Raw genomic sequence first — 26934 nt, forward strand, 5'->3', positions numbered from 1 at the left:
CGGGCAAGATGGGCGTCGAACACCCCGTACCACCTCCGAAAGGCTTGCCAGTGACGCACGGATTCGACCCGGTCGCGGCCCCGGACGCGCAGGTACGCGCGGCGGCTGAGCAGCGCCAGACGCAGCTCACCAAACCGGCCGGATCACTGGGACGGCTCGAGGAACTCGGCAACTGGGTCGCCGCGTGCCAGGGCGTATGCCCACCCCAGCAGTTCGAACGCGCCAGGGTCGTGCTGTTCGCGGGCGATCACGGCGTGGCGAAGCACGGTGTCTCGGCGTATCCGAGCGAGGTCACCGCGCAGATGGTGGCCAATTTCCTGGCGGGCGGCGCGGCCGTGAACGCGCTGGCCGCCGTGGCGGGCGCGACCGTGCGGGTCGTCGACATCGCCGTCGACGGTGACACCGAACCCTCGGTGGCCCAGCACAAGGTGCGTCGCTCGAGCGGCTCCATCGATCGCGAGGACGCGCTCACCGACGCCGAGGTCACCGCCGCACTGGCCGCGGGTCGCGCGATCGCCGACGAGGAAATCGACGCGGGCGCCGACCTGCTCGTCGCCGGTGACATGGGCATCGGCAACACCACCCCCGCCACCGTCCTCATCGCCGTCCTCACCGGCACCGAACCCGTCGCCGCGGTCGGCCGCGGCACCGGCGTCGACGACCGGGGCTGGATCCGCAAGGTCGCCGCCATCCGCGACGGCATGCGCCGCGCCCGCCCGGTCGCCACCGACCCCGTCGACCTGCTCCGCGTCGCGGCGGGCGCCGACTTCGCCGCCATGACCGGTTTCCTCGCCCAGGCGGCCGTCCGTCGCACGCCCGTGCTGCTCGACGGCGTCGTGGTCACCGCCGCGGCCCTGGTCGCCGAGGACCTCGCCGCGGGCGCGAAAGCGTGGTGGCTGCCGGCCCACCGCTCCACCGAACCGGCTCACGACCTGGCCTTGAAGCACCTGCGCCTGACCCCGCTGATCGACCTCGAGATGCGCCTCGGCGAAGGCTCCGGGGCCCTGACCGCCCTCCCGATCCTGCGGGCCGCGGTCGCCACCCTCGCCGAGATGTCGACCTTCGCCGACGCGGGCGTCAGCACCTCGGCCGAGGAATCGGACACCGTCGACCTGGCCAAGTGAACGCGCTCCGGCTCGCGGTTTCCTGGCTGACGATCGTCCCGATCACCGGCCCGGCAGTCGTCGACCGGCGCACAGCGGGCCACGCGATCTCGCTCGCCCCGCTGATCGGGCTCGCTCTGGGAGCGTTCGCGGCGGGCGCCCTCTGGTCACTGGTCAACGCGGGCCTGACCGCCCTGCTCGCCGGTCTCCTCGTCGTCGGCCTGCTCGCCCTGCTCACCCGGGGCATGCACCTCGACGGCCTGGCCGACACCGTCGACGGGCTCGGCAGCTATGGTCCGCCCCAGCGCGCCCGCGAGATCATGAAGTCCGGCGGCGCGGGCCCGTTCGGCGTGGCCGCGCTCATCTTCGCCGTCGCCGTCCAAGCGGTGGCTTTCGCGACGCTGGCCGATCAGCACCGCTGGCTCGCGCTCGTCCTCGCCGTCACCGTGAGCCGGGTCGCCGTCGTGCCTGCGTGCCGCACCGGCATCCGCGCCGCCCCCGACGCCGGTTTCGGCGCGTTGGTCGCGGGCACGCAGCCGCGCGCCGTCGTGCTGATCTGGACCGCGATCGCCGTCGGCATCGCGGTGTGGGCGGTGCCAGACAACCTCTGGCTCGGCCCCGTTGTCGTGATCGCCGCCCTCGCGGCGACCGTTGTGGTCACCCGGCACTGTGTCCGCCGTTTCGAGGGCCTGTCCGGCGATATTCTCGGCGCAGTAGTGGAGATCACGGTTTCGATTGCCGCAGTGGGCTTCTCGCTGGCGTTATAGCGAAACGCTCAGTTACCGCAAACTCGTACTGGTCACAAGTCCAGGATATCGGCGATTGTGTGCTCCCACAGACCGTCCGGTCAACGGTACTCGGGTGCGTCGCCAGCACACCGGTGGCAATACAGTGGAGCGCATGTCATCCGAGCGCCTCTACTTCCGCCAGCTGCTGTCCGGCCGGGATTACGCCGTCGGCGATCCGATCGCCACGCAGATGCGCAATTTCGCGTATCTGATCGGCGACCGGGAGACCGGCGAGACCCTCCTGGTCGATCCCGCCTACCAAGCGGCCGACCTGGTCGACGTCGCGGAGGCCGACGGCATGCGCGTATCCGGCGTGCTCGCCACCCACCATCATCCCGACCACGTCGGCGGCACCATGCTCGGTTTCACCCTCGGCGGCGTGGCCGAACTGCTCGAGAAGACCAGCGTCCCGGTCCATGTCAACAAGCTCGAACTGGACTGGGTCGCCCAGACGACCGGCATCGCCCCCAGCGAACTGACCGGCCACGACCACGGCGACAAGGTGAAGGTCGGCGCCTTCGAGATCGAGTTACTCCACACGCCCGGTCACACCCCGGGCAGCCAGTGCTTCCTGTTCGACGGCCGCCTCATCTCCGGCGACACCCTGTTCATCGACGGCTGCGGCCGCACCGACTTCCCCGGCGGCGACACCGACGAGATGTTCCGCAGCCTGCGCCAACTCGCCGCTCTCGACGGCAACCCGGTCGTCTACCCCGGCCACTGGTACTCCGAAGCCCCCAGCGCCGCGCTGTCCTCCGTCCGCGAGTCCAACTACGTCCTGCGTCCGAAGTCCCTCGGCGAGTGGCAGGCGTTGATGCCGGGCTGAACGAACAGCAGGAGAGCGGGCCCCTACGCCAGGGACCCGCTCTCGAATACTGTTGTGACGCTTACAGAGTCCGCATCCACCCGTGGGTGTCGGCGAAGGTTCCGCGCTGGATTCCGGTCAGCGTGTCGCGCAGCGCCATCGTCACCTCACCGGGTTCACCACCGCCGATGGCGAACTCACCCTCACCGGACTTCACCCAGCCGACCGGCGTGATCACCGCCGCCGTTCCGCAGGCGAACACCTCACTGATCTCCCCGGATTCGGCGCCCTTGCGCCATTCCTCCACCGAGATCTTGCGCTCCTCCACCGGGTAGCCGGAGTCGGCGGCCAGGGTGAGCAGCGAGTCGCGGGTGATACCGGGCAGCAGCGAACCCGACAGCTCGGGGGTCACCAGCCGCGCCTCCGAGCCGGTGCCGAACACGAAGAACAGGTTGTTGGTGCCCATCTCCTCGACGTAGCGACGCTCGCAGGCGTCCAGCCAGACCACCTGGTCACAGCCCTCGTCGGTGGCCTGCGCCTGCGCGAGCAGCGACGAGGCGTAGTTGCCCGCCACCTTCGCCTCACCGGTGCCGCCGGGAGCCGCGCGCACGTACTCGGTCGACAGCCACACCCGCACCGGCTTCACACCGCGCGGGAAGTAGGCCCCGGCAGGCGAGGCCAGCAGCAGGTATTTGTAGGCCGACGCGGGCTTCACGCCCAGGCCCGCCTCGGTGGAGAACATGAACGGCCGCAGGTACAGCGAGTCCTCGCCACCGGCCGCGGGCACCCAGTCGGCGTCGACGTCGAGGAGCTGGCGCACGGACTCGATGAACAGTTCCTCGGGCAGTTCCGCCATCGCCATGCGCGCGGCCGAGCGGCGGAACCGCGCGGCGTTGGCATCGATGCGGAAGGTCGCGATCTCGCCGCCGGGCTGGCGGTAGGCCTTGAGCCCTTCGAAGATCGCCTGGCCGTAGTGGAACACCATGGTCGCCGGGTCCATCGAGAGCGGGCCGTACGGTTCGACGCGCGCGTTGCCCCACCGGCCGTCGGCGTAGTCGATCGACACCATGTGATCGGTGAAGAATCGTCCGAAACCGGGGGCCGCCAGTACCTCGTCCCGCCGCTGCGCCGGGGTGGGCGCGGGATGCGGGATACGGGTGAACTGTGCGGCGACTGTCATGGTGGGAATCCTATCCGGGCCGATTCGGTGCTGTCTCGCCCCCACTACGGGGGAGTTACTTGGTCTTGGTGTCGACGAAGGGCGGCTTGACGACCGCGGCGCGCAGCTTGCGCCCGCGCACGTCGACCTCCACCTCGTCGCCGGGTTCGAGCTTCGCGTCGGTGTCGAGCAGCGCCAGCGCGATGCCGACCTTCAGCGACGGTGAGAACGTCCCCGAGGTGGTCTCGCCGACCGGCTCACCGTCGCGGAGCACGGTCTGGCCCTGGCGCAGCACGCCGCGATCCAGTGCCTTCAGTCCCATCAGCGTACGGCGCGGGCCGTCGGCCTTCTCCTGCTCGAGCGCGGCCTTGCCCCAGAATTCCGGCTTCTTCCAGCCCACGGCCCAGCCGGTGCGGGCCTGGTTCGGGGTGATGTCGAGGGACAGTTCGTGTCCGTGCAGCGGGTAGCCCATCTCGGTGCGCAGAGTGTCGCGCGCGCCGAGTCCGGCCGCCTGGCCGCCCTCGGCCTCGACCTGCGCGATCAGAGCACGGAACAGCGGCTCCGCGTCGGCCCACGTCGGCAGCAGCTCGTAGCCGTGCTCGCCGGTGTAGCCGGTCCGGCACACGCGCACCGGGCGGCCCTGCCACTCGGCGTCGGCGTAGGCCATGTACTCCATCTCGGTGGGCAGGCCGAGTGCGGTGAGCACCTCGGTGGCCTTGGGCCCCTGCACCGCGAACACCGCGTAGTCGCGATGCTGGTCGGTGACGGTGATGCCCTCGGGAGCGACCTTGCGCAACTCGGCCACCACCGCCGCGGTGTTGGCCGCGTTCGGCACCAGGAACACCTCGTCGTCGCTGACGTAGTAGGCGATCAGGTCGTCGATCACGCCGCCGTCCTCGGCACAGCACAGGGTGTACTGCGCCTTACCCGGCTGGATCCGGCCCAGGTCGTTGGTCAGCGCCGAGTTCACGAAAGCCGCAGCTCCCCGACCTGCGACCGTCGCCTTACCGAGGTGGCTCACGTCGAAGAGCCCGACCGTGGTGCGCACCGCCGTGTGCTCGCCGACCGTACCCGCGTACTGCACGGGCATCTCCCACCCACCGAACGGCGCGAAGGTGGCGCCGAGTTCGACATGAACAGCGTGGATGGGGCCCTCGAGCAGCGCGGTGTCGGTCATGGGCAGAGTTTATCGGGCGGCGCGCCTACCGCTTCCTGCCCCCGTAATTGCGGGGATCCGACCGGTTTCGCGCGTCGCCCGCCGGTGCGAGGATCGCGGGCATGAACCTCCGTCGGAGCGGCGTCTCCGGCTCGACCGGACCGATCGACCTCGGCTGCCTCAGCCAGGCGAACAGCGCGTCTCGCCACCGAGGGGTGCACGGGTGACGCTGTCCGCGTCGAAAGATCGTGACGCCCAACGGCGGTAGTGTTCTGGGTGTGAGTGAGTTGCCCCGAGCACGCTTCGGCCATGTCGCCCGGATGGACGACACGATGAGCCGGGCGGTGTCCCGTATTCCGGAATCGTCGGTCGATCGCGGCATGCTGCGGTTGACCCGGTCTGCCAACACCGGCGGTCTATGGCTGGCCGTGGCGGCGGCGCTCGCGGTGAAGCCGGGTCCCCCGCGACGGGCGGCGTTGCGCGGCGTCATCGCGCTGGGTGGCAGCAGCTTCGTCGTCAACCTCGTGCTCAAGACGCTGATCCCGCGGCGGCGGCCGCCGGCCGAACTGATGCCGCTGGGCCGCAGGCTGGTCGCCGCGCCGGTGTCGTCGTCCTTCCCGTCCGGCCACAGCGCCAATGCCGCCGCCTTCGCCACGGCCGTCGCCCTGGAGAGCCCGCGCGCCGCGCTCGCCGTCGCGCCGGTGGCCGCCGCCGTCGCCTACTCGCGCATCCATACCGGCGCGCACTGGCCGTCCGACGTGCTGGTCGGCGCCGGCGTCGGCACCGCTGTCGCGCTCACCACCCGCCGCTGGTGGCCGATTCGCGAATCCGACGAGGCCGACGCGCACGTCGTGCACGACGCGCCGATCCTCGCCGACGGCAAAGGTCTGCTGCTGCTGGTGAATCCCCGCTCCGGCGACTCCTCCTACGACCCCACGGCGGACATCGCCGAGGCCCTGCCCGCCGCGACCCTGGTACGCACCGAACCCGGCCGTGACGCCGTCGAGGTGTTGCAGGAAGCGGTCGACACCGCTCTCGCGACCGACAGCGACACCGCGGATCGCGCGGCGAGCGACCGCACCTCGGTCCTCGCGGTCGGCGCCGCGGGCGGAGACGGAACCATCGCCGCGGCGGCAGCCGTCGCGGTCCGCAACAACCTGCCCCTGGTCGTCATCCCCGCCGGCACCCTGAACCACTTCGCCCGCGACCTCGGCGTCTACGACCTGCGCGAGGTGGCCGATGCCACCGGCACCGGCGAAGCCGTCGAAGTCGACATCGCCGCAGTCGAACTCGACACCACCGACGGCCCCTACACCCACCATTGGATCAACACCGCGAGCATCGGCGCCTACCCCGAGCTGGTCCGCCTGCGCGAGAAGTGGGAAGACCGCTGGGGCAAGTGGCCCGCCTTCGCCGCCGCCCTCGTGGTCACGCTGCGCCGCGCGGAACCGATCCACATCCGGCTCGACGACCGCTGGCACGACATGTGGTTCCTGTTCATCGGCAACGGCCCCTACCACCCGCACGGCGCTGTGCCCGCTTTCCGCTCCCGCCTGGACGAGGGCCTGCTCGACGTCCGCTGGCTCCGCGCCGATGTGCGGTTCTCCCGGACCCGCGCCGTCATCGCCCTGATGCTCGCCGCCATCGGGCACAGCCGCGTCTACGGCGAACGTCAGATGCACGAACTCACCGTCACCTCGAGAACCCCCGTCGCCGTCGCCGCGGATGGCGAAGTAGTGGGTATCGCAACCACTTTCCGTTTCTCGGTGGCGGGCCGGATCCCGGCCTACCGCCGTAACGAGGACAACCCCCGCTGGGAAAACCGCCCACGACCCCACCACCGCCGCCCCCTGGCCTGGCTCACCGACCGCCGACGCTGACTTCCTCACAAACCCGTCTCGTCTCGATCACCATCGCCCACAACAGCCTTGCGCCCCCGGCCGTGGGTACCGAGGATGGGTAGATGAGCTCGCCGGACGGGGGACGTCCGATCACCGCAACCGAAGCCGCCCGCCGCTGGGACCCGTGGACCCCGAGCGTGGTCGCCGCCCGCCTCGCCAGCTGCCCGGCCCCCTGGGCCGTCGCGGGCGGCTGGGCCCTCGACCTCTTCGCGGGCGCGATCTCCCGCGCCCACGACGACATCGAAATCACCGTTCCCCGAATGGATTTCCCCCAGATCGCCGCCGCCTTTCCCGAATACGAATGGGACGTCGTCGGCAGCGGCGAGCTCTGGCCCTATGCCCTGGCCGCGTCCAACCCCGAACTCCATCAAACCTGGCTGCGCGACCCCTTCACCGGCGCCTTCCATCTCGATGTCTTCCGTGAACCGCACGACGGCGACACCTGGATCTGCCGCCGCGACCCCACGATCACTCTCTCCTACACCGAACTCATCCGCACCACGGCCAACGGCATCCCCTATCTCGTTCCCGAGGTCGTGCTGCTGTTCAAGGCGAAAGCCAACCGCCCCAAAGACCACGCCGATTTCCTCCGCGTCCTGCCCCTTCTCCCCGAGTACCGGCTCACCCGGCTGAATTCCTGGCTGACCCAGCTCTACCCGGATCACCCATGGCTGACCGAGATCTACGCGCCCGCCGTCGTCCCCACCACTGCGGAATAGCGACAAACAGGCAGCGCGGAACCAACCGCGACCGGGCGATACCGCCGATCCGAAATCGAACGGTCGCCGAATTCATTCGGCCATCCGGCACCATTCTCGTCGATAGTCGGCCCAATCCTGCGGCGTGGCAGCGAAATCCACGTACAAGGCCACACCGAAGTTCGCGCGGCCGACGTCGGTGTCGGTCAGGCCGAGACGAATCCCCCGTACCGCGGCGGCAACGGTCTCGGCAGTACCGTGATGGCCCGGGTCGTCGGCCCAGAAGGCGGGTGCTCCCATCAACAGATCGACTCCGTCCGGTGTCACCTCGGCGGCGAGTTCGGTCTGCTGCGCCACATACCCGCTGTAGAGAGCTCGGGTAGGCATCGCCGTGTCATAGGACATCACCGCCACCTGATCGGAGCGACGGGCGACCTCGGCAAAATAGGCTTGGCTCCACCATTTTCCGTGATCGGCGACAGCCGAACCCACCGAATGCAATCCGGGCAGCGGATCGATCACCGGCGCCGAGACCGACAGCTGGACGTGCGCCCCCGACGTCACGACCCGAGTCGCGTCGAGCAGCGCGAGAAATCCCGGCGACCCGGACCGAACGGGTTCGAGGTCGTAATGCACTCCGTCGAGCCCGTAGGCCAGCACTCGCCGCGCCGATGCCACCACCCGCTCGCGCGAGGCCGCCGATTCCACATCCAGGCCGTCGAATTCGGGCTGCACGATGTCGCCGAGCCACGACTGCACCCGAATTCCCGGTAATCGCGCGTGCACCGCGTCGACGAACCATTGCGCCCGCGGTGCGAGATCGTCGCGCAGACTCCCGTCGTGTTCCAACGGTCCCGTATGGACGTACAGATCCCGAACTCCGGTACCTGCCAGCAACTTCCCGAGTCCGTCGATATCGGCGTCGGTCTTGCGTCCGTCCACCCAGGCATGACCGAGCCAGACTGCGTCTCTGCCTCGCGTCCGCGCCTGTTCGGACTGTTCGCCGATGTTGTGCACCAGCAGGGCGGCTACCACCCCCGCCACCGGCAGCGTCACCACAAGAACCAGCGCGAGCGCGATCACCGCACCCCGCGCCCACCACGACAGCGCCCGCCATTTCCCCCGCATCACTCCCCCTTGTCCGAGTCCCCCGATGCTACCGGCAGGTACCGACAAGCAAATTTACGACAAATCACCCACCCGTGAAACACTGTGCGCCGCTGAATAATTGAATGGAGCACCATGAAATACGCCGTCACCCTCGGTTCCGCCGTCATCGCCGCCTTCGCGTTCGCGATCGCCACGCCGGCCGTCGCAACAGCGCAGCCCTCGAACTGCCACGCCTCCTACACCCCGTGCCTGCCCATCGTCAGCGATGTGGACTGCGAAGGCGGTAGCGGCAACGGCCCCGTCTACACCGGCCGCGTCACGGTGATCGGCCCCGACGACTACGGCCTCGACCGCGACGGAGACGGCATCGGCTGCGAGTGAACAGCACGAGGGGCGTGCGATGAACGACATCGCACGCCCCTCGGGATCAACTTCTCAGCGGTTGCCTTCAGGACCCCAGCCCTGGTCATTGGGCTTGCCCAGATCGGGACCATCCGGATGCCCGGGACCGCCGTAGCCCGGTCCGCCCGTGCCCGGACCACCGGTGCCAGGACCGCCGTAACCCGGTCCGCCTGTACCCGGTCCGCCTGTACCCGGTCCGCCTGTACCCGGACCACCGGTGCCGGGACCGCCGTAACCCGGTCCGCCCGTGCCCGGACCACCGATGAAAGGACCGCCGTAACCGGGACCGCCCGCAGGCCCGCCGTAACCCGGTCCACCTTCGGGACCGCCGTAGCCGGGACCGCCGTAACCCTGTCCGCCTTCCGGACCGCCGTACCCCGGCTGCCCGCCGAATCCCCCTGCGGGCCCGCCGTATTGCTGCGGGTATCCCGGCTCCGGGGTCTTCGCCGCGCCGGCGACCGGCCCACCGGTGACAAGCCGGTAGGCGTAGGTCGAGGCGATGATCGTCAACGGGATCGTGACGAGCAGGCCGAGGCCGCACAGCAGCGCACCGACGATGTTGATACCGAACAGCGCCAGCGCCAGCAGCAGCAGCGTTCCCGCGTTGCTCGAGATCGCCGAGAAACTCGACTTGATCGCGGTGACACCGTCCTGGTCACGGTCGATCACGAACTGCATCGTCCACCAGGTGAAGAACGCGACGACCAGGCCCGGCAACACACACAGCAGCAGGCCGATGCCGGTCGCCAGACCGACCAGCAGGCCGGCGATGATCACCGCACCCACATTGGTGAACTGGAAGAACGACCCGAATCCGGGCTTGTTGCCATCGGTTTCGTGCAGCGAGCCACGCACGAATGCCGCCGAGATCAGATATCCGATCACCGTGCTCACGATGGTGCCGAGGATCTGCCAGAGCCCGAACCCGAAACTGACACCGCCGTCATAATCGGTGTCGCCGGAGTTTCCGAGCCCGAACAGGAAGCTGATCACCGCCTGGATCAGGAATGCGACGACCACCATCCCGATCCACACGAGCGCGTTGTCTTTGAATTTCGTCCACCCGTACCCGATGGCGTCACCGACACTGAGCGTCGGTCCCGCCGGAGGATAACCGGGTTGCTGCTGTCCATATGTCATCCGAATCGCTTCCCCTCATCGTTCGAGACGGTCGCTGCCGCTCATATGAGTACTCCGATCCGACGTCACGGTCACGCCGACACAGCCGATCATGACATATGGAAAACGCTACTTGCCGGTGTTCTCGCGCTTCGGGAGTTTCCAGCCGGGACGAGGAAAATGGCAGGTGTAGCCGTCGGGGTAGCGAATCAGGTAGTCCTGGTGCTCGGGCTCGGCGTCCCAGAACGTGCTCGCCGGGGTGACCTCGGTGACGACCTTGCCCGGCCACAGGCCCGAGGCGTCGACATCGGCGATGGTATCGACGGCGACGCGGCGCTGATCGTCGTCGAGATAGAAGATCGCGGAACGGTAACTGTCGCCGAGATCGTTGCCCTGGCGATCCTTGGTGGTCGGATCGTGGATCTGGAACAGGAACTCGAGCAACGCGCGGTAGTCGGTCCGCGCCGGGTCGTATTCGATCTCGACGGCCTCGGCGTGGCCCGGGTGATTGCGGTAGGTGGGATTGTCGTTGGTGCCGCCGGTGTAGCCGACCCTGGTGGCCAGTACGCCGGGCTGCCGGCGGATCAGATCCTGCATGCCCCAGAAGCATCCACCGGCCAGAATCGCCTTACGAGTGTCGCTCACACATCCTCCTTCATGAGGGCTCAACGGTCGCACAAAACGGCCACAACCGCCTCTATGGAACACCGGTTTCAGCGCCGGAATTCCCGTCAGTATTGTTGCCGCCCGAGCGTTACCTCAGCAATGTCCACGTGCACTTTCAGGTCAGGCCAGGAAGTAGGAGGAAGACGGCGCGATGCCACGATTTGTCATTTCCCAGTGTTTGGCGATCGGATTGGCGGCAACAGCTCTGATGGGGACGGCGGCGACCGCCACGGGGGCTCACCCCGGCGCCGACGACTCGATCGCGCAGGACGCGGCGCCCTGCGAGGAACTACGACAGGCACGGCAGAACGGCCAGGGAGTCCGCGGGACGAGCCCGGCGGCCGCGGGCCAGATCGACGCGGTGCTGATCACCGCGAAGAACCGCACGCCGATCGCGGGCGGCAAGATCGTCCTCACCGGCATCGACGCCTGTGGCGACAATATTCACCGGCACATGTCCACCGGGGCCAACGGGCAGGTGAGTTTCCGCGGACTACAGCCCGGGCGCTACCGGCTCACCGCCTACCGCAACGATTCGGCGACGCAGTCGGTCACCCGCGCCGATGTCGACCTGTCGACTCCGTCGCTCAAAACGATCCAGTTCACCGCCGACTGATCGAGGAGGCCGGGCCGGGCGCTGTCACCGCCCGGCCCGAAACCTGTTGACCCCCAGCGCGGTCGCGTGTCCCGTGATAGAAATCACCCCAGAGTGAAAAGGGGTGGTTTCCGCATGGAACCGACAGCCGAACAGCGGGCCGCGCTGGGCATGATCTGCGATACATTTCTCCCTGGCGACGGGCGCGGACTACCCGCCGCGACCGATATCGGCGCGGTCGACACGATCTTCCGTATCCTCGGGCGCAATCCTCGCGAGGCCGAACAGAAGCAGCTGGCAACGCTGTTGGGACTGTGGGATTCTCGCCTCTTCGGCCTGTTCACCGGCCGCGGCCCGCGCCGGTTCTCCACGCTCTCGCAGGAGCAGCGCGAGGCAGCCCTGCTGCGCCTGGCCGACTCCGGCCTCGCCCCCGCCCGGGCGATCTTCCAGGCGCTCAAGCAGGCTTCCCTGCTCGCCTACAACGTGAGTCCCGGGCCCACCGGAACGAATCCGCTGTGGGCGGAGATCGGCTATCCGGCGCCGGCCGGTCGGCTCGAGACCGCCCCGAAGCCGCCGCTGTCACCGCTGCGATTCACCGAATCCACCGCGCTCGAATGCGATGTGGTGGTGGTCGGCTCCGGCGCCGGTGGCGGTGCCGCCGCGGCGGTGCTGGCCGAAGCAGGCCTCGACGTGATCGTGCTCGAACGCGGAAACTATTACGACGACCAGGATTTCGGTGACGGCGAACTCGACGCGCTGACCAGCCTGTACGCGCCGGGACCCGCCGCCTCGGTGGAAGGCCAGATCACCCTCGTCGCGGGGACCTGCCTCGGCGGCGGCACCGTGGTCAACTGGAGCACCTCGCTGCCGACGCCCGACACCGTCCGTGCCGAATGGGCCGAGACCGGCGTGCCGCAGTTCGCCGAGGACGAGTTCGGTGATGCGCTGGCCGCTGTACAGAAACGGATCAGCGTCACCGACAGCAAGTCACCGCTCTCGGCGCGCGACGGCATTCTCGAGCGCGGTGCGCGCGCGCTCGGCTGGGAGGTGGACACCCTGCCGCGCAATGTCAGCGATGCCTGTGACGCCGGAATCGAGTGTGGGCGTTGTGGCTATGGCTGTCGCCTCGGCGCCAAGCAGTCGGCGACCAAGACCTGGCTCGCCGATGCGGCCGAGCACGGTGCGCGCCTGGTGGTCGACGCCGACGTCCGCGCGATCACCGTGACAGCGGGTCGGGCCGAATCGGTTTCGGCGGTCACCGCCTCCGGCGTCGAGATCACGGTGCGCGCCAAGGCGGTTGTGGTCGCCGCGGGCGCGATCCAGACACCGGCGCTGCTGCGACGATCCGGTCTGCGCAACAAGAACATCGGCCGGTATCTGCGCCTGCACCCGGCCGCGGCGGTCTTCGGCGTCTTCGACGACGACGTCCGCCCGTGGGAAGGGGCGTTGCAGGCCCGCATCAGCAGGCACCACGCGAACCTCGACGGCAACGGCTACGGCGTGATCTACGAGACCGGCCCGGTCCATCCCGGTCTGGCCACCGGTTTCATGAGCTGGCGTGGCGCGGCGCAACATCGGGCCACCATGCTCGATTTCGCGCGCACGAACTCCATCGGCATCATCACCCGTGACCGCGACCCCGGCACCGTCTCGATCGACAAGTCCGGCGAACCGGTGGTGAAATACCAGCTGTCCGACTACGACGCGGCGCACTTGCACACCGGCATCGTCGGCGCCGCCTCCATCCTGGAAGCCGCAGGCGCGCAACGGATCTTCTCCGGTCATCAGGCAGGCATCTCCTTCGAACCGGGCACCCGCGGTTCGCTCGCCGAATTCGACGCCGCGGCGAAGAAGGCGGGCTACGGCCCCGGCCGCTGCTCGATGGGCGCGCTGCACATCATGGGCTCGGCCAGGATGGGCGGTACGCCGGAACTCTCGGCGACCGACCCGGACGGTGCCACCTGGGATGTGCCGAACATCGTGGTGGCCGACGGGTCGAGCTTCCCCACCGCCCCCGGTGTGAACCCGATGGTCACCATCGAGGCGATCGGCTACATGAACGCGAAACGGCTCGCGGCCCGGCTGGGCTAGTGGTGTCGATGTGCAGTGGACACGTAGTGTGGTCGGTACACATATGGTGATCCACCGCGCGGCCGGGCCGGCGCGAATTCGCGGAAAGGGCTGAGATGGACAAGGCGACGCAGTTGGTCGAGTTCGAGACCATGCTCCTGGGTCGCCACAGCCTGAGATCGCGCCGGGGGCCCGACGCCATGGACCGCAGCGCCTATATCTTGCTGAGCAGGCTGCGGATGGGTGGGTTGATGTCCATCGGCCAGCTCAGTGACGCACTGGGCTTGGATGCCTCGACTCTCAACCGGCAGACCGCCGCCATGATGCGGACCGGCGCGATCGAGCGGATGCCGGATCCCGAGGGCGGGATGGCGCGGAAGTTTCGGGTTACCTCCAAGGGTGAGCGCCGCTTGAATGCCGAACGAGCCCTGATCGTCGACGCCCTGGATTCGATCCTCGAGGACTGGCCGGCCGAGGATATCGCCGCCTTCGTCGGCTACCTGAGACGATTCAACACCGATATCGAACGCCGGTCAGGGGAGTACTGGCCACGGCCGATCACGGCCCTGCCCGCGGATCACTAGCGCAACTGCGACCTACATCACGACTTCTCGATCGAGTTCGCGCGCTCAATGATGTGTACTATACACATTTGATGCAGTATGCATATCTTGTGCTCTGTACATAATTTGCCTGTTTGTCGATAGGAGCGGTACGTGGGTATCTCGGAAAAGACGGCACGACCCGGGGTGGTCGTCGGCGTCCTCGCCTTCGGCGGCACCGTCGCCGCGATTACGCAGACGGCGGTGGTGCCGATCATCGGCCAACTTCCGCAACTGCTCCATACCAGCGCCGCCAACGCCTCGTGGGTGATCACGGTGACGCTGCTCGTCGGCGCGGTGTTCACCCCGGTCGCAGGCAAGCTCGGTGACCTCTACGGAAAACACCGCATGCTGCTGGTCTCCGGTGGATTTCTGATCGTGGGCGCCGCGATCGCCGCCATGTCCTCCTCGCTGGTACCCATGCTGATCGGACGCGGAATCCAGGGCATGGGGGTCGGTTTGATTCCGTTGGGAATCAGCCTGATGCGCGATGTGCTTCCCGCGGAGCGGCTGGGTTCCTCGATCGCGCTCATGAGCGCGTCGCTCGGGGTCGGTGGCGCGTTGGGTCTGCCGGTGTCGGCCGCGGTCGCGCAGTATGCGAGCTGGCGGGTCCTGTTCTGGGCCGCGGCCGCGCTGAGCGTCCTGATCGTGGTGCTCATCGCAACCCTCGTTCCGGCCGAGGCCACGCGCGGTGACGCGGGTGGACGGTTCGATTTCGTCGGCGCGGCGGGACTCGGCGCGGGACTGGTATTCCTGCTCCTGCCGGTGTCGAAGGGTGCCGGGTGGGGCTGGACCAGTGCCACCACGCTCGGGCTGTTCGCCGCCTCGGCGGTGACCCTGGCCGCGTGGGGATGGTGGGAATTGCGGACTTCCGACCCGCTCGTCGATCTGCGCACCACGGCCCGGCCGCAGGTGCTGCTGACCAACGCCGCCTCCGTCCTGGTCGGCTTCGCCATGTACGGCCAGGCACTGATCGTGCCGCAGTTGATGCAGTTGCCCGCGGCCACCGGTCACGGCATGGGACAAACCATGCTCGGCATGGGTCTGTGGATGGCGCCGGGTGGCTTGATGATGATGTTGTTGTCACCGGCGGGCGCGAAACTGTCGGCCGCACGCGGACCCAAGGTCACCCTCGCGGTCGGGGCGCTGATCATCGCGGTCGGCTATGGCTCCTCGGCCGTGCTGATGGGTTCGACCTGGGGTCTGATGACGATGGTCTGCATCACCAATATCGGTGTCGGCCTTGCCTACGGCGCCATGCCCGCCCTGATCATGGGCGCGGTGCCGCTGTCGGAAACCGCCTCCGCCAACAGCATCAATACGCTGATGCGCTCGCTCGGTACGTCGGTGTCGGCCGCCGTTGTCGGTGTGGTGCTGGCCAATATGACGACCGACTTCGCCGGGCACGCCGTGCCGTCGGAGGCGGGGTTCCATGTCGGCCTGCTGATCGGCGCCGCTGTCGCGCTCGTGGCGGCCGGGACAGCGATGACCATTCCGCGCCGACCGGCCGAGCCCGCCGATCTCGATTCCGAACTCGCGACACTGTCGACGCGGCCGGTATCGGTGGCGAAAGCCTGACGAGCCGGCCTAGGACCGTTTGATCCCGGCGAGCACCGCCCGTAGGACGTCCAGGTCCGGGGCGGTGCTCATCTGGTTTCGTGGCGCCCTGGCATGGAGCCTGCCCTCGTCGATCAGGTCGCCGATGAGCAGCTTCGTCGAGGTCAGGGGCAGGTGCAGGTGGGCGGAGACCTCCGCGACCGACAGTGGCGTGCGGCACAACTCGACGATCGCGTCGTATTCGGGAGCGAGCAGACGTGAGCGGGCGCCCGAGCGCGCATCGACGAGCAAGGTGGTGAGCTCGAGGTCGGGGCGCTGCGCCTTGGCGCGCCCGCCGGTGACGGCGTAGAGGCGCACCAACGGACCAGCCTCGTCCTCGTACCAGTGTTCGCGCTCGTCGCTCATGGTCGCGGCGAGACAGCGGGGAACTGGCCGGAGATCGCCGACTCGGGATCGGACGCCTCGGCCAGCGCCGACGGGATCAGCACCACGACCCGCACGCCCCCGTAGACCGACTCCGACAGCCGCACCGAGATGCCGTGCCTGCCCGCCAGCGTGGCCACGACGAACAGTCCGAGCCGCGAGGTTCCGGCCAGCATGCCCACGCTGAACGCGGGCGGGTCGGCCAGCATCGCGTTACGTTCGGCCACATCGCTTTCCGACATGCCCAGACCCTGGTCGACGATCTCCACCGCGACCCCACGACCGACCACGATCCCCGACACCGCCACCTGGGTCTCGGGTGGGGAGAAGGCGGTCGCGTTGTCCATCAGCTCGGCGAGCAGGTGGATCACGTCCGCGACGGCGTGCCCCGAGACACGCACATCCGGCATCTGCTTGGCCGCGATCCTGGTGTAGTCCAGGCTTTCCGCGATCGCGCCGCGCACCAACTCGAACAGCGGGACCGGTTTGCGCCACCGACGGCCCGGCTGTTCGCCGCCGAGGATGATGAGGTTCTCGGCGTTACGCCGGGCACGGGTGGCCAGATGGTCGAGCTGGAACAGCAGATCGAGCTGATCGGCGTTGCTCTCGTCGCGCTCGGCGCGGTCGAGCAGTGCGAGCTGGCGGTGCACCACCACCTGGCTGCGGTGCGCGATGTCGAGGAAGACCGTGCTGATCCCCGCCTTCGTCTGCGCCTCGGCGACGGCGGCCGACATCGCGGCCACGTGGGCGCGGTTGAACGCCGCGGCCACCTGGCCGAGCTCGTCGGTACCGAAGTCCAGGCTCGAACCCTCCGCCGCGGTCTCGACGGTCTCCCCCGTCGCGACCCGGCGCATCACCTCCGGCAGCCGCTCGTCGGCGAGTTCGAGGGTGTCGTGGCGCAATCGGTGCATCCGCGCGATGAACCGATTCGCCATCACCAGCGCGACGAGGAAGGCGGCCACCGCGGCGAGCGCGATCAGCGCACCGCCGAGCAGCGCGCTGCCGGTGTCGCGTTCGCCCTGCTCTCTGGCGATGACGTGGGCGTCCCCGCTCTGGTCTTCCCACAGTTTCTGCAAGGCCAGGCCCACGTGTTTCGACGCGTCCTGCCAGTCGGCCAGACCGATCGGGAGCCCGGCCTCCCCGTCGCGTACGGATATCGGTCCGCGCAACAGGATGGCGTCCTGCATCGCGATGACCTGCTGCCACTGCGGGCCTGCGGTGATCTCCGAGAGCTGCGCCAGGCGGCGGCCTTTCAGCACCGTCGCGGAATAGGCTGCCTCGCCGCGGAATTCGCCGATCCGACGGCCGAAGTCGACCAGCTGGGCAGCGCTCATCTCGCCGGTGGTCACTGCGACGGAACCGAGCGAGTCGGCTTGTGACAGCGCTTCGGCCGCACGCAATTGTTCTACGGCGTAGCCCAATTCGATGCCGACCTTCGCCTCGGGCGCGACCCGGGCCGCCAGCATCGACGCGGCGATGATCGTGCCGATCACCCCGGTGTAGAACCCGAAAACCTCATCGGGGGAAATCCGCAGGAATTCCACGCCGGTGCGCACGGTCGGCACCATGGAGAACAGCTTGTTGTATCCCTCGATGTCCTCGCGCGAACCCTCGGGATTCAGCGCGCGAGCCGCGTCGCCTTTCGCGATCACCGCCGCGAGCGCCTCGTCGGAACGCTGTTTGGCAGTGGCCAGCGCGGGCGCCGACGACACGTCACCGGCCAGCCGCAACAGCGACAGCCTGCGCTCTTCCTGGAATGCCGACACCATGAGAATCGCGGGCCCGGTGGTACTGCTCGCCAATTCGGCCCAGTCGGTGGAATCCCTGGCCGAATTCACCAGATAGACAGCTCCGCCACCACCGACCACCAACAGCATGACACTGGAGATGAGCACCATCGACAACAACCGGATACGCACACTGACCCGGCCACGAACACCGGTACGCCTGATCTTCAAATCTGAAATCTTTCCGCTCCCCGGAGCGCCCGGGCGCCCCGCTGCGTACCGGTGCCGCCAATGGGCCACCCACCACGCGTGTCTCGCCGTGAGACTAACCGACGGCCCGACCGTGTGCGCGAAGTCGCGAATTGTCGAAAAACACGGTGTATCAGGCTAACTCACAGCATCTGAACGCCAGGTGCGGTTTACAGCGCCGCCGCTCGCACCCGATGGCTCGACAGATGACTCAGCACCGCTTGATTCGCCTCCCAGCCGTCGGGGAACTTCACCGGCACCCCGAGGTGGACCGGGTCGGCGGAGGGGTGGGCGTCGAGGAGTTCGGGGATGCCCGCGCGGCCCACGAGGATACAGGCGTGGCGGTGCCGGGACGCCAGCACACACAGCCGGCCCGCCTCCAGGTGGAAGGCGCTGGCGTCGCGGCGGCCCGAGAGCGGGTGCAGCACCAGGGTGACGTCGTATTCGCGACCCTGGAGCCGGTTGGCGGTATCGACAGTGACGGGTTCGGCACAGGTACCGCGCAGAGCGGTGCGGATGGCGTCGGCCTGGTCGCGGTGCGCGGTGCCGATCGCGACCCGCTCGGTGGTCACCGGGCGGCTGCCGGATTCGGAGTGGGCAGTAGCGCCGCGTTCGATCAGCCGGGCCGCGATCGCGGCGAGTGCGGCGACGGCGTCACGGTCGGTGCGCAGGGTGTGCCGGGCAGGCAATTCGTACCAGCCCCATCCGGATTCGGCCGCCTCCTCCAGCACCGCGTCGACCGGCCCACCCAGACCGCGGGTCGTGAAGTCCAGGCGCCGGTCCCCGAGTCCGGTGCCGGACTGGAATTCGGTGAAGGGGTAGAACGCCTTCGACACCACCGGTGCGGCGGTGGCGGGCAGCCGCCAGGACACCGGCAGCCGGTGGGTGGGAATGTGATCGTTGTTGGCCAGCATCACGCTGACCGCGCTCATCGTCGGATCCCAGGTGAGACCGGCCCAGCGCGCGGTTTCGACGGTCGCGAACGGGTCGAGCTGTCCCGGGTCGCCGACGAACAGCCCGCGATCGAACCGATTCGCGATGCGCAACAACATGTCCGAGCGCATCTGGTACGCCTCGTCGATGATCGCGTGCGACCAGCTGCCCTCGGTGATGGTGGCCCACTTGGCCGCGGTGCCGATGACGATGGTGCGGTCGGCGAGGTCGCCGGGTTGCTTGGCGACCCGGACATTGCCGTGCCGATCCACCCGATCGCTCACGACGTAGGCCGCGCTGGACAGCCGCCCGATCCGCAGTGCGGGGTCGGCGGCGGCCAACCGGTCGATGAGGTCGTCGACCTGCTCGTTGGTCTGGGCGACGATCATCCGCTGGTCGCCGTCCTCGGCGAGCTGGCGAGCCGCGCGCACGACCAGCGTGGACTTGCCCGCGCCCGGTGGGGAGTCGACGACGATCGCGCGATGGCTCTCGTCGCGCAGGTCGGTGAGAATTCCGGCGACGGCCTCGTCCGGTGTGGTCACTGGAGTTCGTCCCCTTCCACGTCGGTCGGCGGGGTCCATTCCGGCGGCGGGCCCCCGTGGGTCCACGGCGTCTCCTCGCGCGCGGGCAGGTTCAGCATCCCGTTGAACGGTGCCGGTTTGAAGCGGGCGAAACCGAGGTCATCGCCTTCCTCCGGAACACTGCCCGGCTCAGCGACGAGTTTGCGCCCCATTCCGCCGGACAGTTCGAGAACGATCGTGTCACCGTCGATCTCGACGACGAGCCCCGACTGTTTCGGCCGCTCGACACAGGTCAGCTCTTCCCCGGCCACGGCGATGAACGGGTCGGCGGTCCGAATATGGATGTGCGGGCGCAGTTTCGGACGCGATCCTGAACGATCGAGGCGCTCCGGCTCACTGTGGGTGACGGTGCCGCGGAAAGCCGCTCCGCTGACACGGTGCTCGAGCATGCGCAGCGGATCATCGAAAGCGCACTGCCCCTGCAAGGCTTCCAGCGCCCGTTCCCGCTCCAGCAGTCTGCGCACCGCGGGAACGGCGGAATCGCGGCGGGCCTGCGGAATACCCTCCGCGACATCGGCGGCGAAGCGGGAGAACGCACCGCGATCATCGGTCCACCGGTTCTCGACGCTGGCGCCTTCGGGCAGTGCGCTCAGCAGCTCGATCGAACGCCACATCAGCTGCCAGGTGGGTTCGAGCTGGCCACGCAGCGAGCGCTCGAGCCGTTCGGCCGCGACAGATCTGGCGGAGTCGTCGAGTGCGGCGTTGTAGGCGGCGATCAGCGGCGCGAGTTCCTCGTTGTCGAATCCGGGATCGGTGGCCGGACCCGCGGGCGGCGACAGCAGCGGGTCCTCGGCCAGGGCAGCGGCTTCCGCGCCGGTCGACCCGGGCGGCGGATCGATCCAGCCGAGCAGGGCCGCGAGATTGCCGTCTTCGAGGCTGGATTGGCCCGACGCCCAATGCGACGACAGCGCCGTCGTCATCGCGGGCAACACCGCCGAACCGGGATGTTCGGCGCGATCACCGAACCAGGTGAGCCAGCGTCCGAGCAGCGGAATCGACTCCGGCACCGGGTTGTCCCCGTCGATCCGGTGAAATCGCACCGAACGCCCCAGCAGTTTCAGGAAATTCACGCCGCCGGGGTTCGGTGTCCACATCTGGGGCGCGTCGAGACACCGCGTGTAGGTTTCACCCGCCTTGCTGGTGAGCTCCTCGGTTTCGACGAGAAACGTCGAAAGATAGGGCAGCACAACATCAGCCAGTTGCTCGATGAACCGCAACCGCAGCACGCGGTCGCGCGGCTGCGGCACCGTCAGCACGTTCTGGTCGCCGGCCGAGGTGCCGATCATGATCGCCACCGGCGCCGCCGCCTCCCCCGCCAACCGCAACGGCACCGCGACCAGCGGCCGCTCGGCGAGGTGGATGTGGCGCACCGCCGCGGTCGCCTGCGCGCGGCCTGCCCGCACAGCCTCGGCCTTGGCCAGGGCCGCCAGGACGCTCATCCGGCGATCTCCCACCGCAGCCGATGGGCGGTCCGCAGCATGGCGGTGATGTCAGCGTGCTCGGGGCCGGGTTCCAGCGTCCCGTCGGCCAGGCCGAGGACCGTGTGGATGTTCTCGATGCCACCGACCACATCGCACACCCCGCGGCCCAGCGCGTCCACCGAACCGCAGGTGCGGGCCTCGTCGCGGCAGGCGAACGCGAGCTCGCAGCTCGACATGCACTCGGGCGCGTAGCGGGCCGGGATGGCGGCGATCGTCTTCTCGAGGTGCTCCCCCGGCGCGAAGGTGGCCTCGGGTGGCAGCAGGTCGAGCAGGTCGGGAATCGCGGTGAGCCTGGTCAATTGGCGCGAGACCGTGGCGAGTTGCTTGCGCAGATCGACGAGTTCGGCGGTCGGCCGATTCGAGAAGTCCTTCGCGCAGACCAGAATCACATTGTGCGACACGATCTCCGGTGACTCACCGATCTCGGCCATCAGCTCACGCAAGGCGATCACGTACACCGCGGACTGCCGCGCGGCGGCTGCCACCTGCGCCGGATCGGCCTGCCCGTCGATCACCGGGAAAGCCTTGACCTCCACCACATGGAACTTGCCGTCCAACTGCACGGCCACCACATCGGGTTCCAGATAGGCCGTCGCACCGGCGATATCAAGCCGCAGCATGGGGTGGTCGAAGAGGGTGCCGTCGCCCGCCGCGATCGCGCTCTTCAGCAATTGCCTGGTGCGTTGGTACCGCACCGCGTTGCCGGTGTTCTCCCCCACCGAATTCAGGTCGTGGTAGGCGACTTCGGGAATCGTGAGTCCGAGTTTGTCACGCAACAGGGCGAGCAGTTCCGCGCAACCGTTCGCCTTCACCATCGCCTCGAAAGCGTTGCCGCGCGTAATGGCGAACTGGGACTGACCGAATTGTGGCGGGAACCCCAGCGATTGGGCGATCACAGTCTTGTCCACCGCGGCCGCGTCGAGCAGGGCGCGGCGGGCACATCCGGGATTGGCCGTCAGCGCGGCGATGGTGCGGGCATTGTGTCTGGTCGCGGGGGCTTCGCCGCGCAACTCGTCCAACTGTGCTGCGAGAGTGCTCATTTCACCTCGATTCGTCGCCGATCGGCTACGCCGAGCCGAACACCGAATAGTTGTGCGGCCGGATCCGCCAGCTGATCCGCCGCCCGACACGCGGCCGAATTGCGCTGCCTCGCGTCCTCGTCCTCGTGCACCGCGAGCTCACGCCGCGCGGCCTCGATCACCTTCGCCGGGTCGAGCGAATCCGGGGCGGTGGAGATGCCAGGAATCGACACGGCGAGCCGCCACAGTACGCGCAAACCCGACGTTTCCCCCGCAGGCTGCGCCGAAAGATGTTCGGCCAAGCGAATAGCCGACACCAGCAGCCCGACCCGGGGACTCAACGGGCCGACCATCCGCCGTTCCAGCGGCCACGAACTCACCGCCATCAGACCGCGCGCGGGGGCCAGCAGATCGGTGGTGAGGGCCGCGCACAGGTAGTACGGGCGGGCATACGGCGCCGACCGGAAGGAACGCTCCTCGTCACGGCGCAGGCTGGTCAGCCGGGCGGGCAGCAGCTCGCCGGAGAAGAACGCGTCATGGGTGGCGAGCACCAATTTCGGCGACGACGGCACCGACAGCAAGGTCAACGCGCGATGCACATGTTCGCGCACCGGCACCCCCGGCGCCTCCGACGCCTCTTCCGGCATCGAACCGAGAACCGCCGCGTCCCAGGCCAACTCGGCCCGGCGCAGTTCGGCGCGCAATTGCCGCGCCCCGGCCCGATCCCCACCGGCGGCCGCCCGTCGCACCTCGGCCCGCAAACCGGAGATGCGCACCTCCAGCTCCTCGGCCGAGTCCGTCACGAGTCGGAGCGTATCCACAGCTACCAGTATTGTCCAGTAATTCCCAGTATTTCTGGGACAGCCGAACCGACGTGCCGCACACCCGCACACCCGGACTCGTGATGCGAGCACCGATAGCGACCGAATAACCTGGGGCAATGACAGCTGTTGCAGATCGTTCACTCGGACCGGAATTGGCGCGCACCGAATCCATCGCCGCGGACACCGACGTGCTGGTGATCGGGTTGACGTCCTCGGAGAACGGACCGGCCATCGTGCCCGCCGACCTGTTCGGCGACGTGCTCACCGCCGAGGTTCGCGCGGAACTGCTGGACGCTCTCGGCTCGGTCGGCGCCAAGGGCAAGCCCGAGGAACTCACCCGGGTGCCCGCGCCCGCCGCACTGGCCGACGTCACCAGTGTGCTCGCCGTCGGACTCGGCGCGGCCGACAAGGTCGACGCCGAACAGGTGCGCCGTAGCGCCGGTGTGGCCGGGCGCGCGCTCAGCGGCACCGAACTCGTCGCCACCACCCTGTCCGGCATCGATCTCGGCGCGGCGGCCGAAGGGTTCTACCTCGGCGCGTACACCTTCTCGTCGTTCAAGTCCAAGAGCGCGCCCAAGCCGGACGAGCGCCCGGTGGTCCGGCTCGAATTGCTGGTGCCCGGACCGGAATTCGGCACGCTCGAGCTACTGCGCGCACAGCTGGTCGCCGAAGCGATCGCCACCGCACGCGATTTCGTCAACACCCCGCCGAGCGCGCTCTACCCCGCCGAGTTCGCCGAGCGGGCCCGGATCCTCGCCGTCGGGGCCGGCCTCGAGGTCGAGGTGCTCGACGAGAACGCGCTCGCCGCGGCAGGCTACGGCGGCATCATCGGCGTCGGCCAGGGTTCCTCGCGTCCGCCGCGCCTGATCCGGATCACCTACGCGGGCGGCCCGAAGAAGATCGCGCTCGTCGGCAAGGGCATCACCTTCGACACCGGCGGCATCTCGATCAAGCCCGCCGCCAACATGGAGAACATGACCTCCGACATGGCGGGCGCCGCGGCGGTCATCGCCACCGTGCTGCTGGCCGCGCGGCTCGGCCTGCCGGTCACCGTCACCGCGACCGTCCCGATGGCGGAGAACATGCCCTCGGCTACCGCGCAGCGCCCCGGCGACGTGCTCACCCAGTACGGCGGCACCACCGTCGAGGTCATCAACACCGACGCCGAGGGCCGTCTCATCCTGGCCGACGCGATCGTGCGCGCGGTCGAGGACGAGCCCGACTACCTGATCGACGTCGCCACCCTCACCGGTGCGCAGATGGTCGCACTCGGCACGCGCACCCCGGGCGTGATGGGCACCGACGAGTTCCGCGACCGCGTCGCCGCGATCTCACGCTCGGTCGGCGAGAACGGCTGGGCGATGCCGCTTCCCGCGGAGCTGCGCGCCGACCTCAACTCCAAGGTCGCCGACCTGGCCAATGTCGCGCCGCACCGCTGGGGCGGAATGCTCTCGGCCGCACTGTTCCTCAAGGACTTCGTGCCCGAGGGCGTGCAGTGGGCCCACCTGGACGTCGCGGGTCCGGCCTACAACACGGGCGGCCCGTTCGGCTACATCGGCAAGGGCGGAACCGGCGTCCCGGTGCGCACGCTCATCACTGTGATCGAGGAGATCGGCGCGGAGTAGTCACTCCCCCAACTCGGCTTCGCGAGCCCGCCGCTCCTCGATGCGGCGGCGGGCATCGAAGTCGCGCATGCGTTGCGGGTAGCCGGTGCGGTTCACGTCGTAGACGGGGATCTTCAACGCGCCGGCCAACCGCCGCGCGCCCTTCTCGCCGACGATGCGACGGGTCCACTCACCGTCCGCGGCCACCAGCACTGCTGTGACATCGGTCACAGTCGTTTTGGGTTCGACGAAAGCTTCGACGCCGCGCCGCGTCCGCGCCCAGTCCGCCAAGGCGCTCACTTCCGACGCGGTCTCGCGAGCGCCTGACCTGCTCGCACCGCGCCCACCACGGAAACGATCCAGCAAACCCATCCGGCTCGACCTCCTACATTCCGGCGGAATTCTGCTCACCGCCGTACATTCCATGGTGCCAGCTTCGCCCGGATCGCCGCCCTGCGCTACACCCGCGACAGACGAGTGCAAGGATGGTTGCCGGAACAAGAACCAACGTTTCCCGGGTGCTCCGCCGAGACCGGCGGGGTGGACGAAAGCCGCGACCCGCGACGGATGTCCGCCGGGTACACACTCAGAGGAGTCAGAGGACATGGCCTTCTCCGTCCAGATGCCAGCCCTTGGTGAGAGCGTCACCGAGGGCACGGTGACCAGGTGGCTGAAGCAGGAAGGAGACACGGTCGAGGTCGACGAACCGCTGCTCGAAGTCTCCACCGACAAGGTCGACACCGAGATCCCGTCGCCGACCGCGGGCGTGCTCTCCAAGATCGTCGCCCAGGAAGACGACATCGTCGAGGTCGGCGGTGAACTCGGCGTGATCAGCGATGCCGGCGAGACCCCCGCCACCGCTCCTGAGCCTGCTGCCGCACCCGCCGCGCCTGAGCCGGCCCCCGAACCCGCGCCCGCCGCGCAGGCACCTGCCGCCGAGGCCCCCGCCCCGGCCGCCGCGCCTGCCGCGTCCGCTGCTTCCGGCACGCCCGTGAAGATGCCCGAACTGGGCGAGTCGGTCACCGAAGGCACTGTGACCCGCTGGCTCAAGGCCGTGGGTGACACCGTCGCCGTCGACGAGCCGCTGCTCGAGGTGTCCACCGACAAGGTCGACACCGAGATCCCGTCGCCGGTCGCGGGCACGCTGCTCGAGATCACGGCGCAGGAAGACGACGTCATCGATGTGGGTGGTCAGCTGGGTGTGATCGGTAGCGGCCAGCCCGCGGCCGCCGCGCCCGCACCGGCTCCCGCCCCGGCACCTGAGCCCGCCCCGGCGGCTGAGCCTGCCCCGGCACCCGCGCCTGCGCCCGCCGCCGCGGCCCCGGCACCCGCGCCGAAGCCCGCTCCGGCACCGGCTCCCAAGCCCGCTCCGGCACCCGCGCCTGCCGCGTCCGCTCCTGCCCCGGCGTCGTCCAACGGCAGCACCCCGTACGTGACCCCGCTGGTCCGCAAGCTGGCCGACGAGAACAACGTCGACCTGTCGACCCTCACCGGTTCCGGTGTCGGCGGCCGCATCCGCAAGCAGGACGTGCTCGCCGCCGCCGAGGCCAAGAAGGCGCCCGCCGCCGCTCCGGCCGCTGCCGCCGCACCCGCGCCCGCGGCCAAGCAGTCCGCCGCCCCGAAGCTGGCCGCCCTCGTCGGCACCACGCAGAAGGCCAGCCGGATCCGCCAGATCACCGCGACCAAGACGCTCGAATCGCTGCAGAGCACCGCGCAGCTGACCCAGGTCCACGAGGCCGACGTCACCAAGATCGCGCATCTGCGTCAGCTCGCCAAGGCCTCGTTCAAGGCGCGCGAGGGCGTCAACCTGACGTACCTGCCGTTCTTCGCGAAGGCCGTCGTCGAGGCGCTCGGTGTGCACCCGAACGTGAACGCGTCCTACAACGCGGACACCAAGGAGATCACCTACCACGCGTCGGTGCACCTGGGGATCGCGGTCGACACCGAGCAGGGTCTGCTCTCGCCGGTCATCCACAACGCCAGCGACCTGTCGCTGGCCGGCTTGGCCCGCGCGATCGCCGACATCGCCAACCGCGCGCGCACCGGCGGGCTCAAGCCTGACGAGCTGTCCGGTGGCACCTTCACGATCACCAACATCGGCAGCGAGGGCGCGCTCTTCGACACCCCGATCCTGCTCCCGCCGCAGGCGGGCATGCTGGGCACCGGCGCGATCGTGAAGCGCCCGGTGGTGGTGACCGACGAGGCCGGTGGCGAGTCCATCGGCGTGCGCTCGATGGTGTACCTGCCGCTCACCTACGATCACCGTCTCATCGACGGTGCCGACGCGGGCCGGTTCGTCTCCACCATCAAGCACCGGCTGGAAGATTCGGCGTTCGAGGCCGATCTCGGCCTGTAGTCGAGG

24 protein-coding genes are annotated in these 26934 nt (G+C 68.9%); 12 read left to right on the forward strand and 12 right to left on the reverse strand.

Annotated elements, in window-relative coordinates:
• The first annotated feature begins 8 nt into the window (after window positions 1-8).
• From cobT to ACFVVI_RS29570, 3 genes are all read left to right on the forward strand, one after another.
• Window positions 9-1124, forward strand: coding sequence for a nicotinate-nucleotide--dimethylbenzimidazole phosphoribosyltransferase (gene cobT, locus ACFVVI_RS29560; protein WP_387447689.1), 1116 nt, complete (start codon window positions 9-11; stop codon window positions 1122-1124).
• The gene (locus tag ACFVVI_RS29565) at window positions 1121-1870 is read left to right on the forward strand and encodes an adenosylcobinamide-GDP ribazoletransferase (RefSeq protein WP_387447645.1); all 750 of its coding nucleotides are present in this window, start codon (window positions 1121-1123) and stop codon (window positions 1868-1870) included. Before cobT ends, ACFVVI_RS29565 begins: the two co-directional genes overlap by 4 nt.
• Window positions 1871-2003: 133 nt before the next feature.
• Window positions 2004-2717, forward strand: coding sequence for an MBL fold metallo-hydrolase (locus ACFVVI_RS29570; protein ID WP_378636506.1), 714 nt, complete (start codon window positions 2004-2006; stop codon window positions 2715-2717).
• A gap of 61 nt (window positions 2718-2778) precedes the next feature.
• On the opposite strand, the gene ACFVVI_RS29575 is transcribed toward ACFVVI_RS29570, so the two are convergent.
• Window positions 2779-3876 carry a branched-chain amino acid aminotransferase gene (locus ACFVVI_RS29575; RefSeq protein ID WP_378992497.1) on the reverse strand — a complete coding sequence of 366 codons (1098 nt, stop codon included), beginning with the start codon at window positions 3874-3876 and terminating at the stop codon, window positions 2779-2781.
• A 55-nt stretch (window positions 3877-3931) separates the two neighbouring features.
• Window positions 3932-5032: a glycine cleavage system aminomethyltransferase GcvT gene (gene gcvT / locus ACFVVI_RS29580; RefSeq protein ID WP_378992496.1), complete on the reverse strand. Its 1101-nt coding sequence runs from the start codon at window positions 5030-5032 to the stop codon at window positions 3932-3934.
• 257 nt (window positions 5033-5289) lie between these two features.
• Between gcvT and ACFVVI_RS29585 the strand changes: the two genes are divergently transcribed.
• Both ACFVVI_RS29585 and ACFVVI_RS29590 read left to right on the forward strand, forming a co-directional pair.
• Window positions 5290-6891, forward strand: coding sequence for a phosphatase PAP2 family protein (locus ACFVVI_RS29585; RefSeq protein ID WP_387447646.1), 1602 nt, complete (start codon window positions 5290-5292; stop codon window positions 6889-6891).
• An 83-nt stretch (window positions 6892-6974) separates the two neighbouring features.
• On the forward strand, window positions 6975-7631 hold the full coding sequence (locus tag ACFVVI_RS29590; protein WP_387447647.1) for a nucleotidyltransferase domain-containing protein: 657 nt from the start codon (window positions 6975-6977) through the stop codon (window positions 7629-7631).
• 72 nt (window positions 7632-7703) lie between these two features.
• On the opposite strand, the gene ACFVVI_RS29595 is transcribed toward ACFVVI_RS29590, so the two are convergent.
• Window positions 7704-8738, reverse strand: coding sequence for a hypothetical protein (locus ACFVVI_RS29595; protein WP_387447648.1), 1035 nt, complete (start codon window positions 8736-8738; stop codon window positions 7704-7706).
• A gap of 114 nt (window positions 8739-8852) precedes the next feature.
• Between ACFVVI_RS29595 and ACFVVI_RS29600 the strand changes: the two genes are divergently transcribed.
• Window positions 8853-9101: a hypothetical protein gene (locus tag ACFVVI_RS29600; RefSeq protein WP_378992491.1), complete on the forward strand. Its 249-nt coding sequence runs from the start codon at window positions 8853-8855 to the stop codon at window positions 9099-9101.
• A 54-nt stretch (window positions 9102-9155) separates the two neighbouring features.
• Here the strand turns inward: ACFVVI_RS29600 and ACFVVI_RS29605 are convergent, their stop codons facing one another.
• Together ACFVVI_RS29605 and msrA are read right to left on the reverse strand one after the other, a co-directional pair.
• On the reverse strand, window positions 9156-10262 hold the full coding sequence (locus ACFVVI_RS29605; protein ID WP_387447649.1) for a hypothetical protein: 1107 nt from the start codon (window positions 10260-10262) through the stop codon (window positions 9156-9158).
• A 108-nt stretch (window positions 10263-10370) separates the two neighbouring features.
• A complete protein-coding gene (msrA, locus tag ACFVVI_RS29610; protein ID WP_387447650.1) occupies window positions 10371-10886 on the reverse strand; it encodes a peptide-methionine (S)-S-oxide reductase MsrA in 516 nt (171 codons plus the stop codon).
• Between the two features lie 172 nt (window positions 10887-11058).
• Here msrA and ACFVVI_RS29615 point away from each other — a divergent pair, with 172 nt between their 5' ends.
• The 4 genes from ACFVVI_RS29615 to ACFVVI_RS29630 all read left to right on the forward strand — a co-directional run bounded on the left by ACFVVI_RS29615 (window position 11059) and on the right by ACFVVI_RS29630 (window position 15752).
• Window positions 11059-11523 carry a carboxypeptidase-like regulatory domain-containing protein gene (locus ACFVVI_RS29615; protein WP_387447651.1) on the forward strand — a complete coding sequence of 155 codons (465 nt, stop codon included), beginning with the start codon at window positions 11059-11061 and terminating at the stop codon, window positions 11521-11523.
• Between the two features lie 114 nt (window positions 11524-11637).
• Window positions 11638-13593 carry a GMC family oxidoreductase gene (locus ACFVVI_RS29620; RefSeq protein WP_387447652.1) on the forward strand — a complete coding sequence of 652 codons (1956 nt, stop codon included), beginning with the start codon at window positions 11638-11640 and terminating at the stop codon, window positions 13591-13593.
• A 95-nt stretch (window positions 13594-13688) separates the two neighbouring features.
• On the forward strand, window positions 13689-14156 hold the full coding sequence (locus ACFVVI_RS29625; RefSeq protein ID WP_378992484.1) for a MarR family winged helix-turn-helix transcriptional regulator: 468 nt from the start codon (window positions 13689-13691) through the stop codon (window positions 14154-14156).
• A 132-nt stretch (window positions 14157-14288) separates the two neighbouring features.
• On the forward strand, window positions 14289-15752 hold the full coding sequence (locus tag ACFVVI_RS29630) for an MFS transporter (protein WP_387447653.1): 1464 nt from the start codon (window positions 14289-14291) through the stop codon (window positions 15750-15752).
• A gap of 9 nt (window positions 15753-15761) precedes the next feature.
• Here ACFVVI_RS29630 and ACFVVI_RS29635 read toward each other — a convergent pair whose 3' ends face one another.
• The 6 genes from ACFVVI_RS29635 to ACFVVI_RS29660 all read right to left on the reverse strand — a co-directional run bounded on the left by ACFVVI_RS29635 (window position 15762) and on the right by ACFVVI_RS29660 (window position 22947).
• Window positions 15762-16136 carry a DUF742 domain-containing protein gene (locus ACFVVI_RS29635; RefSeq protein ID WP_379312956.1) on the reverse strand — a complete coding sequence of 125 codons (375 nt, stop codon included), beginning with the start codon at window positions 16134-16136 and terminating at the stop codon, window positions 15762-15764.
• Window positions 16133-18112 carry a nitrate- and nitrite sensing domain-containing protein gene (locus ACFVVI_RS29640; RefSeq protein ID WP_378992477.1) on the reverse strand — a complete coding sequence of 660 codons (1980 nt, stop codon included), beginning with the start codon at window positions 18110-18112 and terminating at the stop codon, window positions 16133-16135. Before ACFVVI_RS29640 ends, ACFVVI_RS29635 begins: the two co-directional genes overlap by 4 nt.
• Before the next feature lie 188 nt (window positions 18113-18300).
• Window positions 18301-19605 (reverse strand): AAA domain-containing protein, encoded by a 1305-nt coding sequence (locus ACFVVI_RS29645; protein WP_387447654.1) that lies wholly within the window; start codon window positions 19603-19605, stop codon window positions 18301-18303.
• On the reverse strand, window positions 19602-21083 hold the full coding sequence (locus ACFVVI_RS29650; protein ID WP_387447655.1) for a hypothetical protein: 1482 nt from the start codon (window positions 21081-21083) through the stop codon (window positions 19602-19604). The genes ACFVVI_RS29645 and ACFVVI_RS29650 overlap by 4 nt, the downstream gene beginning before the upstream one ends.
• Window positions 21080-22165 carry a hypothetical protein gene (locus ACFVVI_RS29655; RefSeq protein WP_387447656.1) on the reverse strand — a complete coding sequence of 362 codons (1086 nt, stop codon included), beginning with the start codon at window positions 22163-22165 and terminating at the stop codon, window positions 21080-21082. Before ACFVVI_RS29655 ends, ACFVVI_RS29650 begins: the two co-directional genes overlap by 4 nt.
• A complete protein-coding gene (locus tag ACFVVI_RS29660) occupies window positions 22162-22947 on the reverse strand; it encodes a hypothetical protein (protein WP_387447657.1) in 786 nt (261 codons plus the stop codon). The genes ACFVVI_RS29655 and ACFVVI_RS29660 overlap by 4 nt, the downstream gene beginning before the upstream one ends.
• Before the next feature lie 137 nt (window positions 22948-23084).
• On the opposite strand from ACFVVI_RS29660, the gene ACFVVI_RS29665 reads away from it, so the two are divergent.
• The gene (locus tag ACFVVI_RS29665) at window positions 23085-24593 is read left to right on the forward strand and encodes a leucyl aminopeptidase (protein WP_387447658.1); all 1509 of its coding nucleotides are present in this window, start codon (window positions 23085-23087) and stop codon (window positions 24591-24593) included.
• Here the strand turns inward: ACFVVI_RS29665 and ACFVVI_RS29670 are convergent, their stop codons facing one another.
• Complete coding sequence (locus tag ACFVVI_RS29670) at window positions 24594-24944, reverse strand: oxidoreductase (protein ID WP_378992467.1); 351 nt, start codon at window positions 24942-24944, stop codon at window positions 24594-24596.
• 232 nt (window positions 24945-25176) lie between these two features.
• Here ACFVVI_RS29670 and sucB point away from each other — a divergent pair, with 232 nt between their 5' ends.
• Window positions 25177-26928, forward strand: a complete 1752-nt coding sequence (gene sucB, locus ACFVVI_RS29675) for a 2-oxoglutarate dehydrogenase, E2 component, dihydrolipoamide succinyltransferase (protein ID WP_387447659.1) — start codon at window positions 25177-25179, stop codon at window positions 26926-26928.
• The last annotated feature ends 6 nt before the right edge of the window (window positions 26929-26934 follow it).

Source organism: Nocardia sp. NPDC058114 (assembly GCF_042884695.1).
Classification (GTDB): Bacteria; Actinomycetota; Actinomycetes; order Mycobacteriales; family Mycobacteriaceae; genus Nocardia.